Raw genomic sequence first — 14,249 nt, forward strand, 5'->3', positions numbered from 1 at the left:
GCTTCACGTATAACGCACCTTACATGGATTCACTTTCGTTCATCATACTGATTCCCTAGCACTCACCCAATTCGTGGTTATCAGGAGGAGCATTCCCTCACGGTTCTGCTCCCGTTTGGCACAGTGCCAAACTTCGTTACATTGTCAGGCTCGCTGCTTTATTCAGAGCCTTAGGGTCGTCTGGTGATACAAACGGTTCACTCTTATCGCGGTGAACAGCGCTTCATGCGACTTCACGTCGCACGGACATTTCCGTGTTAAGACCAGATTACAGTACAGATTCTTTAAGATTAGTTTTTCGACCCTAAATAAGGGGACTTGCCTCTATTGAGCAAAATAGATTCACCAACACACTACAATCAGCAGTATGAATCCCCCTTAATGATCTACTATTCTTTTAATGGCAGATCCATGGGTAAATATAACCCTTCACCTGGTCGTTTTTTCTCTTCGAAATGAAGAGCCAGCGATAGATACATAATTGAATTTCTAGCCAATTTTATCAATGTCATTAAACGTGATTCAAACTGACTAATAGGTATTAAAAGGGTATGAGAAGAAAGCACTTCTTTCTCACGAATCTTTGACTTTAAAATTGATACTTTTGAGTTAAGCGTGTTTTCTTGCTCTTCAAACTGAGTTATTAGAAAGTTGCTACCATTTTTTTTAGCTTTTTTCTTGGCGCTGTAAATTTCTTTCAATTGGTTTTGGAGTTCTAGAATCTCTAGATTTATCTTGTTCAGCTCATCTTCATAATAGCTGTTATGAGAGTGAGTAAGTTCATAACCTAAATCATCGACAATCTTGAGCGACCGATGCTCCATTGCATTTCTAATTTCAGCAAACGCTTTTGCATCTGGATCGATCCACTTAGAGACAGAAGTGGAGTTTGTAACGTCTCGAATATCTTTCAATATGTAAAACAACGCATGAATGAAATGATTGTCGCTGTCTTTCAGCTTCTTATGAGGTTTCCAATCCTTCTTCCAGTTCTTAGCTTTGAAATCCCTGAAAAGATTATCGATACTGATCATCTTGTCGTCTTTGAGTTCATTCAAATCAAGAAAACGACTCACAAAGTATGCCAATTTATCAAATAGCGAATACAGTATTCTAAATGCTGATTTGTAGTGACAAATTTTTAAGTTGTCGATTGAGTGCGACATATCATCAACATGTTGATAGGTAGAATTAAAAAAGTGCTGGGCATCATTTGGTATACTTTCTGCTGAAAAAACTAGGTAACGAGCATAGCAGTAATCATTTTTTAGCTCGTCAAAATTGCCGTGATAAGCTAGTTCTTCATGCATATTTAGAGATGTGTTTATAGCTCTAGCGAATGAGGGCAAAGTAAGCACATCTTGATAAGAAATCTCATATTCGCAAACGTCATTTAAATCATTGATAAAAAGCGTGTTTTGTGCGCACCAATCCAAATACTGCTTGTGCTTTTTTGTTTCATAATTATCAAATTTATCTTTAAAATAATCAAAAGCAGAGACTTCAAACGTTTGCTCAAACCATTCTTTGAATCTCAATAGATGGCCTTCACCTTCAAGGTCTATTCTCTGCTCAGGATACAGTTGATCAATGTTGTTAATTGCTTCATTTACTAGTTGGTATGCCACCAAATAGTGATACTCTTTATGCCCATTATCATAAAGCGACTCTCCTAAGAAGAGTTGGTTTCGAGCTTTCGAAGCAATGGCTTCAATCTTATTGTTTATCGAGATGGCTTGATCATAGAGTGGTATACAACAGAAAGCTCTTCCTTGAGATGAAAGACAATTTGCCAGATTAGTCAAAACCATAGACCTGAGGTTTTCATAAGCACGGATATTGTTAACATCCTCATTCCAATTGACTTCAGGAATGCTATGTAACGCTTGTCGATAAAAAATCACAGCTTTCATCAAATCATCTGAGTACCACTCAACGTTTCTAGCTTCATAAAGAACAGAGTAGCAATTTGCTAATGTATAGAAGTAATGAGCCTCATATAGAGAGTGTTCAAAGTCAAAATCTAGCTTTGTGAGTTTCTCAATTAACTTCTCCAAAGAGGCATAATTATGACTGATGATATGTTGATCGGCTTCTTTACTGAAATCATTAAGTTCATTTCTCGTCATCAACAAAATGGCACCTCAAATATCTATGTGACGTAAATTGCGCCTACCTAGTAGGTGCTTAGCTGCATAGTAAGTTGATTAGGATAATTTGGTCAAATGACACGTATCAGAACTCATACGAGCAATAGTTCTAACACGGAAAGGCGCATAAACGTGTTAGCTAATAACACTTAGTGTTTATGATTGCCTGCCGATAGATTTGAAGAGACATCCATTGTCATAGTGGAGTTCCAAAGCTTCGTACTCTTGCTTCAAACCCCTTCGCAACATTCCACTTCAAACATCTTCGAGACCAAAAGAGCTACCAAGTCGCTCCCTTAAAAGAAATGAGCCATTTAGGGCGGCCGAGTTCCCCCCGAACTCGACCTGTTCCAGACGCGCAAGCAAAGGCGTGTGGATTCTGGCTTACTCATAAATTAACCAATTCCAGTTTGTTGTGTAAACAATCAATAGCTTGGCCACTGATAGGTAGGTCGTATTTCGATGTGCAAAAACATACAAATAAAGTATGTCGAAATAGGGGGATGAGCCTAGATGCCGTGGCTGGCGTATTAGTCGGTAAGCGCTGACAAAATAATAAACACAGCGTGCTAGTTAATAATATCGTTAAAATTGATTTTAAAGGTGTTTATAACTGGCTAGTGATGTGTGCTAGTTTTAAGAGTTGGTCATCTTTTATTCTGGTGTTATGCACTACTTTTGATTTTAAAGTTGGGTTTACTATCTGAATTTTTATTTATGACGGGATAAATGATTGTTTATTGTTGATTTGGCAAGATCTTCAAGTATCCTTTATGTAAACAAAACGTTAAATATCGAAAGTAAATTAACAATCATTAAGGAGTCGATGATGTTACACGCTCACGAAAACACCCTACATATTACCCATCTCAGTAACCACGCGGTTAAGGAGCTGTCACCTTCTTTCTCTAAGCTACCTAGCACAGAGCACGCAGACGGACAGTACCGATTGAGAAGGTACTCTGTGGTTGAATTCAGTAATGGACAAGTCGTTGAGCTAGACAAACATAACTTCGTTCAGTCTGAAGACATCAATCACTTTCAAGGTGATGTTGTTCGTCAATTCGAGCCAATTGAAGCACCGATCCTTAGCAGCGAAGGCATGCAAGAGATGTGTGAATTGTTTATTGAAACCAACGGGCTTGAAGACGGACAAGAAATTGAAATCCACCAAATTCGTATCGCTGCCATTTTTGAAGAGACACAGGTTGCGCCAGAAGGTGTGCACCAAGATGGCTTCGACCACATCGCGTTAATTGGCGTGAACCGTCATAACATTGTTGGCGGCGAAATCATGCTGTATCAAGATTCTCATGAAGCGCCATTCTTTAGAAAAGTGCTTGAAGACGGCGAAGTCGCGATGCTTGCAGACAGTAAGCTATGGCACAACGCACAGCCAATTCGCACCATAGACCACGACGAGATGGGCTACATGGATGTGTTTGTTCTAACGGCTAAGGATGCGCGTAATGTCCTTCACTCTTAATGATGTACGCCAGCAGTTCAGTGCGCTAGGCCAATACCACGACGGTAAGCCCGTTACCTTTTTTGATGGCCCGGGTGGTTCTCAGGTTCCTGAGAATGTTCTTGCGTCGATGACAGAATACCTTGGCCACTTTAACTCTAATTTAGGCGGTCACTATTTCTCGAGCCAGAAGACGACAGGCTTGATGCAGCAAGCGCGAGAGTCAGTGCAAGCATTACTGAATGCTGAATCCTCTGGCAATGTTGTATTTGGTGCCAACATGACCTCGCTGACTTTTCAGCTTAGCCGAGCGATCAGCCGCGATTGGCAAGCTGGCGATGAAGTAATTGTTACTGCGCTAGACCACTATTCGAATGTATCGAGCTGGCAGCAAGCGGCAGACGACAAGGGTGCGATTGTTCGCCAAGTTCGTGTCGACGAGTCAGATTGTAGCTTAGACATGGCACACTTCGAGTCGTTACTGAACGAGAAAACCAAGCTGGTTGCTGTGACCTTTGCTTCAAACACCACGGGCTCAATTGTTGATGTCGAGAAAGTTATCGAGCTTGCACACCAACACGGCGCTCAGGTATATGTTGATGCTGTTCATTATACACCTCATCATTTGATTGATGTTCAGCAGTTGAACTGTGACTTCTTAGCGTGTTCGGCTTACAAATTTTTTGGCCCTCATGTTGGTATTGCTTACGTGGCGCCTCAATGGCTGCATACTTTAAAGCCATACAAGGTTGAGCCTGCCACTAACATCGGTCCTGGACGTTTTGAAACAGGAACACAGAGTTTTGAAGGCCTCGCAGGTGTGATTGCTGCGGTGGATTACTTGGCACAATTTGGTGAGCCAACTGACTCATTACGCTCTCGCTTAGAGCAAAGCTACGCGCTGTATAACAAGCATGAAAGCCAGCTGAGCGAGTACTTCCTAAAACGCTTGGGCGATCTAGAAGGGGTTAAACTCTACGGTAAGACGGAATTTGATTCCAACCTAAGAACGCCAACATTCGCCATCACCTTTGATAACCACTCTCCAGAATTTATCGCTAAAAAGCTGGGCGAGCATAATATCTGTGTGTGGAACGGACATTTCTACGCATTAGGTTTGGTGAAGCAGCTAGGTATTGAAGAGCAGGGCGTAGTGCGTATTGGTTGTATGCATTACAACTCGATTGAAGAAATAGACCTACTGTTCAACGTGCTCGAGGGCATTGTTAGAAATAACTAAAAGCGGGTTCCAGAATTAGAAAAGAGCATACTTCTCTCAAGAATATTGAGTCGGAAGTATGCTCTTTTTTTGACCTTGCTTAGGGGACTCGCGTCGGTGAGTCGGTCAAGCTATAGATCCATCAAGCTATTACTCGATTAAGAAAGGTGCTCAACAATCGCGACACCCACAGCGTGTGCGCTTGTCGGGTTTTGACCGGTGATCACTCGCCCATCAACAATCACAAGCTCTTGCCAAGGTTGAACCTTGTTGAAACGTGCTGCCCCACGAGCTAGCGACTCTTCCAGTAGGAATGGAATGTCGTTGATGGTGCCAAAGTCGATCTCTTCTTCACGTGTAAAGCCAGTCACTGATTTAGTGCTCAGAAGTGTTTCGCCATTGCTCAATACGATAGGGAGCAGGGCTGCTGGACCATGACATACTGCCGCGACAACGCCACCATCTTCATAATGCTTGGCAGCGATGCTAGCGAATTGTTCATTAGACGCTAGGTCTGAAAGTAGGCCAAAACCACCTGGGTAGAAGATCGCATCATAGCTGTCTGCATTGATTTGGCTTACTGGAATCGTGTTGTTAATGCGGTTTTGGAAGTCATCATTCGCCAAGATTTCAGCATTAACCGTATCTCCTTCAATATCAGTTCCGTACAGCGGTGCTTTGCCGCCATTGATAGAAGCGATGTCGTATTCGAAACCAGCAGCCAAGATCTCTTTCAGAGCGTGGGTAAGTTCTGGAGCGTAAGTACCGTTCGCTTGATCTGTCTCGCCAAGTGTCGCGTGGTTAGTCACTGGAATTAGTATTTTTTTCATGATTCGTCCCTTTGAGCTGCTGTTCTTCTCGTTAGATGTTGGCGCTTTTCTCTAAGCAGTCGTGCTTGGTGTTAACCTGTGCACTGTTACTTAGCTATCGCCGTTTTGTTACATCTAATACTAGTTCCAAATTATTTAGGTGATAATATGCTTAAAAGGCAAAACATTGTTGCTATATAGCAAAGATAAAACGCGAGTAGGTTAAGTATGGATAGCTTTGAAGGGATTAACGAATTCGTTGCGGTTGCCGAATGCCACGGTTTTTCTGCGGCCGCTAAGCAGTTAGGTTGCAGTACCAGCCATGTGAGTCGACAAGTTTCAAGGTTAGAAGAGCGAGTTGGGGTGGCTTTGCTTGCCCGTTCAACGCGCATGGTAAGCCTGACTGAGTCTGGACATACTTACTATCAACAGTGCAAAGATTTAGTTATCGGGCTGCAACAAGCCAATGAGCAAGTTACGTCTCAACAAACTCAGCTTAGCGGTACATTGCGTGTTAGTGCGGCGGGTGCATTTGCCGAGAATCATGTTGCGGCAGCACTGATGGAGTTTGCAAAGTCTCATCCAGATCTAACCATTGAAATGAACTTCAACACCAAGATGGTGAACTTTATTGAAGACGGTATCGACTTCGCGATTCGTTACGGTCGGTTAGATGACTCAGGGCTGGTGGCAAGAAAGTTGGTTGATCGCCCAATGGCTGCGGCGGCGAGTAAAGCGTATATCGATCAACATGGCGCACCTATTCATCCAGAGCAGTTAAAACAACACAGCTGTATTATTGCTAATAGTGACCAATGGCTGTTTGAGCAAAATGGAAATCCATTGAATGCGGTAAGAGTGCATGGTCGATGGAGAAGTAACAATTCAAGCGCGGTACTGAAAGCTTGTGAAGAGGGACTCGGCGTTGTGTACCTTCCTAGAAGCAGTTTTAATGGCGGGCTAACCAATGGCAAGCTGGTTCCTGTGCTAGAAGAGTATTGGGGCTCGGGTACAAGCAGTTGGATTGTTTACCAGAACCGACGCTTTTTGCCTCAACGAGCACGGCTAGCGATAGACTTCTTGGTCTCTTATTTTTCTGATTGGGATGAGTAGTGCTGTCTAAGCTAAGAAGCCAGAAGCCAGAAACTATTACAGATAGAAAACAAGGAAGGCAAAAGATAGAAAAGTTAATCATTACATTGCTATAGGTTATCTATTTTTGTTTTTTGGCGCGCGTAATCAGATTGATATGCTTGTCTACTTTTGGTAACTCGTGCTAGCGATTGATTTGTAGAGAAGCAACCAACAGTACGATATACTAGATGGTATATTAATGTCCCTTGATGCTTGAAAGATTCTGTGGAAGGGTTAGTGGGATATGTTGCAATGCTCCAGTGATGAAGTATAGCTAGATTGCGGAGTTGGCAATGTTTTCTATAAATTTCGAATCCACTTACGGCGTGATAATCATTCAAGATATGAATGTGGTTAGTGTCGATGCTAACTATGCTCGTATTTATGGTTACCAATCTCCCGAAGAATTATTGGCCAATATTGACAGCTTTCTGGATCTAATTCCTGAAGAGTTCCATGTTCTCGCCTACCAAAACTATCTTGAAACGGTTAGTGGTCAACGAGACCCACAAGTTCACACTTATACCAATGTTGACCGCAACGGCAGAGAATTCACGGTTTTTTCTATTGATCATGTCACAGGGTGGCAGGGAAGACCTGCGTTACAAGTGACCGTTATCGACCTTAGCCCTGCTATTCAGCTGCAGAACATAGTCCGCAAACAAGACCAAATGTATCGCGATATGATCATGCAATCGGGGCAGGGAATATTGGTACACCGAGATTTTAAACCTTTGATGGTTAACCAATCTTGGGTGAACTTACAAGGTGGCAAGTCGATAGAGCAGGTATTAGAGCTCGATTCTATTCTTGATTTGGTGCCAAAACAAAACGTAGAAAGTATTTATCAACGTTACCAGACTGTCATGTCGGGTGAGCCGTCGGGTACCAGTAATGTGGTTGAGAATATCGGTTTGGATGGTGTCCATCGATTTTTCAATATCTATGACAACGCAGTTATCTGGGAAGGTAAGCCAGCCATGCAGGTTGTGCTTGAAGATGTCACCCAGAAAGTGATGTTAGAAAAGCAGCTCGTGCATCAAGCGAATTACGATGAGATGACGGACTTACTCAATCGTCGAGCTATTTATGAGTGGTTTAGAGAACACATGACCTCTGACAATCACCTTGTGTGTATGCTGCTCGATATTGATGATTTCAAATCGATTAATGATACATACGGTCACATGGTCGGTGACGAGGTGATCTGTGCGTTGGCTAATATTACTAAGCGCAGTGTTGAGAGTGTGGGCGGTGTTGCGGGTCGCTGGGGTGGTGAAGAGTTCATCGTCTTCATTCCAAATGCAACGTCAGAAATGTCACATGAAATCTCTGAACAAATTTGTCAACAGTTTAATCAAGCAGAGTTTAAAATAGACGAACAGACTCGATTCAATTCGAGCGTTAGTATTGGTATGAGTGATAGCCTTGCGTGTGAAGAGCGCACGACAATCGATGCCTTGGTTAATCTAACCGATCAATCACTCTATCGAGCTAAAGCCAATGGTAAAAACTGTGTGGATGGAGATATGGTAGCACTCTAGTCTTTTCTCTTTTCTCTTTACTCTCTTAAAGCGGATCGTCCCATCTGAAATAAAAATGCCCTGAAGCAGAAGCCTCAGGGCATTTTTGTCTCTCCTTGTGGTGTTGCCCTGCTGGTTAAGCAGAGACTTCAACTTCGTAAGAACCAAATTTACGGATGTTAATCACGCCCGTATCTAAGATTAGGTATTGGCCTTTAATGCCTTGCAGCACGCCAGATACTTCAGGGTTCTTATCAAAGTTATGCGAAACAATCTTCACTGGGTGCTGTTCTACTGGGTAGCTCAGTGAGGTGATGTTCTCACTTAGTACTTCGATGGCATCATCACCGAATTTCGCTTTAATCTCTTGGATCTTATCTTCAACCAATGGAAGCAGCTCTTTTGCTTTCTCTACCAGTTCCATGTCGTCGCCATCGCCTTTCAGCAGCGTGCGCCAGTTGGTTTTATCGGCAATGTGTTTTGCCAATTCAACTTCAATCAGGCCAGAGATTTGACGAGTTTTTACCTTAAGGATCGGTAGGCCTTGAGTCGCACCTTGGTCAATCCAACGTGTTGGGATTTGCGTGTGACGAGTGATACCTACTTTTAGGCTTGATGTGTTCGACAGGTAAACGAAGTGATCAACCATGCAGTTTGCTTCGCCCCATTCAGGCTCACGACAGGTGCCTTCGTCGTAGTGGCAAGTCTCTGGCTTCATGATGCACATGTCGCAACTTGCTAGCTTTTTCATACACACAAAGCAGTGGCCTTGAGAGTAACTCTTCTTGGTTTTCTTGCCACAAGAGCAGCAAAAAATATTGCCAGTGTGGGTGAGGTTGATGGTTTTACCAATCAGAGGGTTTAGTTCTACAAACTCTTCGCCTACAGGCAAACGGTAGGTTACCGCGCCATCAAGGGAAGCACTCATCTTCTTGAGTGTTCCTTTCGCTAATAAAGACATGACATTACTCGTTGTATTTTGATTATTATTTCACCGACTCGTTTGCGCTGTGAGCAGGCAATACGGTTAGCGATGATTATGCGATGAGTATAACAAATGGAGCCTATTTTTATACGCAATAATACTTGATTATCGACGTAAATAATTAGGATGAAATATAAGCATAAAAATATAGTATGACATTTTGTTCAGGCGTGATATAACGTTTTTTAGTAAATTTTTGGTATTAAGATCACTAATTTACGTAACTTATTTTATATCGTGAAATCCCAAAGATAGGGATATATGCCGGAAGCTTAGATGTGAAGTGGATCCATAAGATAGTCATCTTTTTAGTTATCGCGACGCTTGCCATAGTGCAGTACTACCGTGTGAGCGGAAATCGCGTGATAACGGCAATTACACCAGACAAATATGAGTTTATTGCAACCAGTGATCAGGTTGATAGAGGCGTGAGTACGTCTCAATTATCCTTCGCTAATGGGCAGTACATTCTTGATTGTGAACTGAAAGAGTCAGAGTACCCTTGGCCTTATTGTGGCTTGTCGATTCGTATTGACCCAGACATCACGGTTGGCCTCGACCTTTCCCAGTATCACACCTTTAGAGTAAACATCGATTACCACGCGGAAGCGGACTCTAGCGGCCGTTTACGAACCTACCTACGCAATTACAACCCTGCTTATTCGGGTCCGGATAATGAGTACACGCATAAGTACAATGGCATGGAGTTTTCGCCAGGTGTCGATGGCGGCGTGATTGAAATACCGATTAAAAACCTCCAAGTGATGACATGGTGGCTTGCAGATAATGACATTGCGCTAGAGCACTCTGCTCCCGAGTATTCCAACGTAAACATGGTTGAGTTCGCGACGGCATCGGGCGCTAAACTTGGGCATCATCGCATTGTCATCCGTAGTATCGAGTTTGAAGGTTCTTACATCACAGGTGAGAGCTTATTCTTAATATTGCTGTTTGTTTGGGTTGGTACTGGCACTGTGTTCTTGTTTTCAGAGTTACACGACTCGCGAAAACGTATGCTGATTGCAGAGAAAAGGCATCATCATCTGAAGAGCGTTAACCGAGCATTAAGAGAGCAAAACTTTGAGTTCTCGGAAATGGCGCATCGTGATGAATTGACCGGAATTCTCAACAGGCATGCGATTCGTGATTGGCTGAAGATGCAGTCGCAACACGTCAAACAAGGCCATAGCAAGCTTAGTATGTTGTATCTAGATATCGACTACTTCAAGAGTGTAAACGATAAGTACGGCCATCAAATGGGAGACCATATACTGCGAGAGTTCAGCATGGTGGTGGGCAGTGCAATCAGCCCTACAGATAAGCTAGTCCGTTGGGGCGGTGAGGAATTTATCATCTTCTGCCCGGAAACTGAGGCGGGTGAAGCCCAGAGCAAGGCGGAACGTATTCGCTTGTTGGTGAGCCAGCATTTGTGGGTTCATGGTGACCCACTGACATGTAGCATCGGTATTGCTGAAATGAGGCAAGAGAGGGTGACAGAGACAATCGCTCGCGCTGACGAGGCGCTCTATCAAGCTAAACACTCAGGGCGTAATCAGGTGATCTTGAGCCACTAATCTGCAAATTGTTTTGATTACTTTATAAGCCACACGTGCATATGTGACGTGTGGCGTTTTTGTGCGCGCTTTATGAGTTTACTCTCTAAAGCTTTTGTTGGTTTGTTTGGATAACGTATTGAAATGATCTCACTGTTCTTTAAATGTTTGCTTGGTGCCGCAGCGGTTTTGTTGATTGCACTGTTGTCGAAAAGTAAGAGTTTTTACATATCAGGGCTTGTACCTTTGTTTCCTACTTTTGCCTTGATTGCTCATTACATTGTCGGCACAGAGCAAACCATGGTAGAGCTGCGTACTACCGCATTGTTTGGCCTGTTTTCTCTGGTGCCATATGCAGCTTATTTAGGGGCTGTGTATGTGTTTAGCTATCGCTATAACTTAGTGTCGACTCTATCGCTGGCAACAGTGGTGTGGGTGCTATGCGCTTCTATGTTGCTGATCGGTTGGACGCGTGTTGTGCCAAGTGTGGCGTGATAAGCGACTCTTAGAGCGGGAATGATTACGTGATAGGGATGTAAATACCCAAACAAAAAAGGTGGCGAGGAGCCACCAAAAAGGGAAATCGTTTAATTATTCTTTTTAAATGCCCGCTTAGTGATAACCTCAAATAAATGATGGCCTCACATTGAGTGGGCATTTTTATACTGGCTGAGCGGGGGAACTGCAGCCAGTTAAGTCAGATCTTTTGCTTATGCAGCTCTCTTTATCAGTGTTTACTTCTTACCAGAAGATCCAAGCGAACAGTGTTAGCACTAGGATACAAACTAGGTTTAGAACCATACCAATTCGCATCATCTCTTTCTGCTTGATGTGACCTGAGCCAAATACAATCGCGTTTGGTGGTGTTGCTACAGGTAACATGAAGGCACAAGATGCAGCGACAGCGATTAATGCAGACAGGATAACTGGCGACATACCTAATGCTTCAGCAATGGTTGCGAATACTGGTACTAACAGTGCTGCACTTGCTGTGTTACTCGCAAACTCTGTTAGGAATACCACGAATGCGACTACCGCTAGAATCGTTAGTAGAACACCTGCCGTTTCTAAGAAGCCACTTAATGAGTGCGCTAGGAATACACTGGTGCCAGTCGCTTTAAGGATGTTACTTAGACAGATACCACCACCGAATAGAATCAATACACCCCAGTCAGTTGTCTTCTCAACATCTTTCCATTCCACCGCTCGAGAAGCGCCAAGCAGGACGATTGCACCTATCGCAACCAAGCTATCGAACTTAGAGAAACCGCCGATCATTGCGTTGATTGGCTTACCGAAAATCCATAGCGTCACAATAAGTAGGAAGATAGACAGTGTGATTTTCTTGCTGTTTGTCCATTCTACTGGCGCGTGGTCTAGCTCGAACTTATGGTTGAGTTTTGGCTTAGTCATCACGTAAAGAATCAACATTGCGATTGGCAATAGAATCATCGAGATTGGTAGACCAAGTGCCATCCACTCAGTGAAGCTAAGACCAACTTCCGCAGCAGCGATAGCGTTCGGTGGGCTACCTACTAGGGTTGCGATACCACCGATAGACGCACAGTAAGCGATACCCAGTAGCACGAACACGTAAGTATTGCGGTCTTCACTTTGGTCTACTTTGTTCATGATGCCAAGAACAAGAGGAAGCATCATTGCCGTTGTTGCTGTGTTAGAAATCCACATCGACAAACCAGCACTCACACCGAATAACATGAATACCGCGACCGACATTCTGCCTTTTGCAATCAGTAGTACTTTGTCGGCAATCGCTTTATCAAGTTCTTGCTTGTTGAGCGCGGCAGCAAGAGCAAAACCACCCAAAAATAGGAAGATGATTGGGTTAGAGAAGTTCGCCAATGCAGCGGGCGTGTTGAAGACACCAAACAGGACAGCCAAGAGTGGAACAAGCAGAGCGGTGATGCTGACATGAATAGCTTCGGTTAACCATAGAACCGCAACGAACACGAGAATACTCAAACCAGTATTGACTTGTGATTCGAAAGGAAGGGTGTTGAGCAAGAGTGCGAATAGCGTGAAATTACCAATCAATATCATGCTGTTGCGGGTAAACAACCAGTGTTTCAGTGTAGTAACAAGTGCCGTCATAAGGCGCTCCTTTTGTTTATCCTCGTTTATTGATGCACTGGCTTCATTGAGCTGTGCTTATTGTTTTTCGAGGAATATTGACTTCATGTCGGGTTGGGCTTTGTTGAGGGAATGTTACTTAAGTTAATAAAGGAGCGTTGGTGTGTTTTTGTGTAACAGCAGGGAAATGTGAGGCAACAAATTCAAAATGTGTAGATTTCTACACATCGGTTTCTGAAGGGGTTGAAATAGGGCTTGGAATTGGTGATGTTTCTTGTTTTGGGCTAGGTTGAATCGGCTCTTTCGGGCCAAGGAATTTCGGGGTTGTACCCATGATATACAGGTCTAGGAATGCTTTGGTACGAGCAAACACTTCACGTAAACGTATTGATGTTCCAGAGTGGTGAGTCGGGCCGGAAACCGCTAAACATTGCGCGTGAATGTCATATGAGTTGGCGATGAATAGCGCTCGTTCACAGTGGAATTTTTGAGTGATGATCAGGAAGTTGTCGGTATCGAAGATCTTCTTCGCACGAACAATCGAGTCTAAGGTTCTAAAGCCCGCGTAGTCGAGGTTGATACGTTCATCAGGAACGCCAGCTTTTAACAAGTCGCGTTTCATGGTCCACGGCTCATTGTAAGAACGGTGAGCGTTGTCGCCACTTAATAAAAATTGGTCTACTTTTTCACGGTCGAACAGCTCAATGGCCGCTTCAATGCGATGTTTGTAATAGTCGTTGAGCGTTCTACCCAAGTATTTACTGGTACCCAGTACGACGGCAACCTCAACTTCTGGCACCTCATCGATGTCATAGATGATGCGGTCTTCCGCTTGCCACGAAACCCAATAATCAATCGCAATCACCGCAGCGCTGCCTACCAAGAACACTAGGAAGGCGCCATACAGAAAACCTTGCAGCTTTTTGTATGCTTTTAGTAAGTAGTTTCGGCAAATGTGAGAATTGAATTTCACTCTCGGCATAGTCCTTTGACTGAGCATTATTTTTTGAGTGCTCGATAATACCAAATAAAAATGAGAAAAATCAGTTAAAAAGACAAGACAATGTAAAGAAAAAAAGGTTCATCGCGGCTTTCCGGGGAAAGCCGCTTTTATCTTCAAGAAGAAGTAGTCTGTATCTCGATACCCATACCCCATTCGCTTGATTAACTTTATTTTGTTGTTTATCCCTTCCAATGTGCAGGTGTTGAGCGGATAACTTGCCGATCCAATAATACCGTGAAGATAAGGCCTCAGTTTTCGTGCGAACTCTTTCAATGGCTTAATTCCACTTTCTTGCACTTGTGCCCACCATACCTCCC

At 43.4% G+C, this 14,249-nt stretch carries 12 protein-coding genes; 6 read left to right on the forward strand and 6 right to left on the reverse strand.

What is annotated here, in order from left to right:
- Positions 1 to 389: 389 nt before the first annotated feature.
- On the reverse strand, positions 390 to 2,129 hold the full coding sequence (locus L1D55_RS25455) for an LA2681 family HEPN domain-containing protein (RefSeq protein ID WP_239919323.1): 1,740 nt from the start codon (positions 2,127 to 2,129) through the stop codon (positions 390 to 392).
- 850 nt (positions 2,130 to 2,979) lie between these two features.
- Here L1D55_RS25455 and L1D55_RS25460 point away from each other — a divergent pair.
- Together L1D55_RS25460 and L1D55_RS25465 are read left to right on the forward strand one after the other, a co-directional pair.
- Complete coding sequence (locus tag L1D55_RS25460) at positions 2,980 to 3,636, forward strand: 2OG-Fe dioxygenase family protein (protein WP_102320493.1); 657 nt, start codon at positions 2,980 to 2,982, stop codon at positions 3,634 to 3,636.
- Positions 3,620 to 4,855: a cysteine desulfurase-like protein gene (locus L1D55_RS25465; RefSeq protein WP_239919324.1), complete on the forward strand. Its 1,236-nt coding sequence runs from the start codon at positions 3,620 to 3,622 to the stop codon at positions 4,853 to 4,855. Before L1D55_RS25460 ends, L1D55_RS25465 begins: the two co-directional genes overlap by 17 nt.
- Positions 4,856 to 4,992: 137 nt before the next feature.
- Here L1D55_RS25465 and L1D55_RS25470 read toward each other — a convergent pair whose 3' ends face one another.
- Positions 4,993 to 5,664 carry a type 1 glutamine amidotransferase domain-containing protein gene (locus tag L1D55_RS25470; RefSeq protein ID WP_239919325.1) on the reverse strand — a complete coding sequence of 224 codons (672 nt, stop codon included), beginning with the start codon at positions 5,662 to 5,664 and terminating at the stop codon, positions 4,993 to 4,995.
- Between the two features lie 207 nt (positions 5,665 to 5,871).
- On the opposite strand from L1D55_RS25470, the gene L1D55_RS25475 reads away from it, so the two are divergent.
- Positions 5,872 to 6,756: a LysR family transcriptional regulator gene (locus L1D55_RS25475; RefSeq protein WP_239919326.1), complete on the forward strand. Its 885-nt coding sequence runs from the start codon at positions 5,872 to 5,874 to the stop codon at positions 6,754 to 6,756.
- Between the two features lie 314 nt (positions 6,757 to 7,070).
- Positions 7,071 to 8,321: a sensor domain-containing diguanylate cyclase gene (locus L1D55_RS25480; RefSeq protein ID WP_239919327.1), complete on the forward strand. Its 1,251-nt coding sequence runs from the start codon at positions 7,071 to 7,073 to the stop codon at positions 8,319 to 8,321.
- Positions 8,322 to 8,436: 115 nt separating this feature from the next.
- Here the strand turns inward: L1D55_RS25480 and L1D55_RS25485 are convergent, their stop codons facing one another.
- Positions 8,437 to 9,261: a DUF2797 domain-containing protein gene (locus tag L1D55_RS25485; protein ID WP_004738492.1), complete on the reverse strand. Its 825-nt coding sequence runs from the start codon at positions 9,259 to 9,261 to the stop codon at positions 8,437 to 8,439.
- 302 nt (positions 9,262 to 9,563) lie between these two features.
- Between L1D55_RS25485 and L1D55_RS25490 the strand changes: the two genes are divergently transcribed.
- Together L1D55_RS25490 and L1D55_RS25495 are read left to right on the forward strand one after the other, a co-directional pair.
- Positions 9,564 to 10,859 (forward strand): GGDEF domain-containing protein, encoded by a 1,296-nt coding sequence (locus L1D55_RS25490; RefSeq protein ID WP_239919328.1) that lies wholly within the window; start codon positions 9,564 to 9,566, stop codon positions 10,857 to 10,859.
- A gap of 123 nt (positions 10,860 to 10,982) precedes the next feature.
- Positions 10,983 to 11,333, forward strand: coding sequence for a GlpM family protein (locus tag L1D55_RS25495; RefSeq protein WP_239919329.1), 351 nt, complete (start codon positions 10,983 to 10,985; stop codon positions 11,331 to 11,333).
- A gap of 246 nt (positions 11,334 to 11,579) precedes the next feature.
- On the opposite strand, the gene L1D55_RS25500 is transcribed toward L1D55_RS25495, so the two are convergent.
- From L1D55_RS25500 to L1D55_RS25510, 3 genes are all read right to left on the reverse strand, one after another.
- Positions 11,580 to 12,950, reverse strand: coding sequence for a DASS family sodium-coupled anion symporter (locus L1D55_RS25500; RefSeq protein WP_239919330.1), 1,371 nt, complete (start codon positions 12,948 to 12,950; stop codon positions 11,580 to 11,582).
- 199 nt (positions 12,951 to 13,149) lie between these two features.
- Complete coding sequence (locus tag L1D55_RS25505; protein WP_171366756.1) at positions 13,150 to 13,902, reverse strand: ElyC/SanA/YdcF family protein; 753 nt, start codon at positions 13,900 to 13,902, stop codon at positions 13,150 to 13,152.
- A 108-nt stretch (positions 13,903 to 14,010) separates the two neighbouring features.
- Positions 14,011 to 14,249: transposase (locus L1D55_RS25510; RefSeq protein WP_239916214.1), on the reverse strand; the 239-nt coding region annotated here is incomplete at its 5' end.

Source organism: Vibrio sp. Isolate22 (assembly GCF_022398115.1).
GTDB lineage: Bacteria > Pseudomonadota > Gammaproteobacteria > Enterobacterales > Vibrionaceae > Vibrio.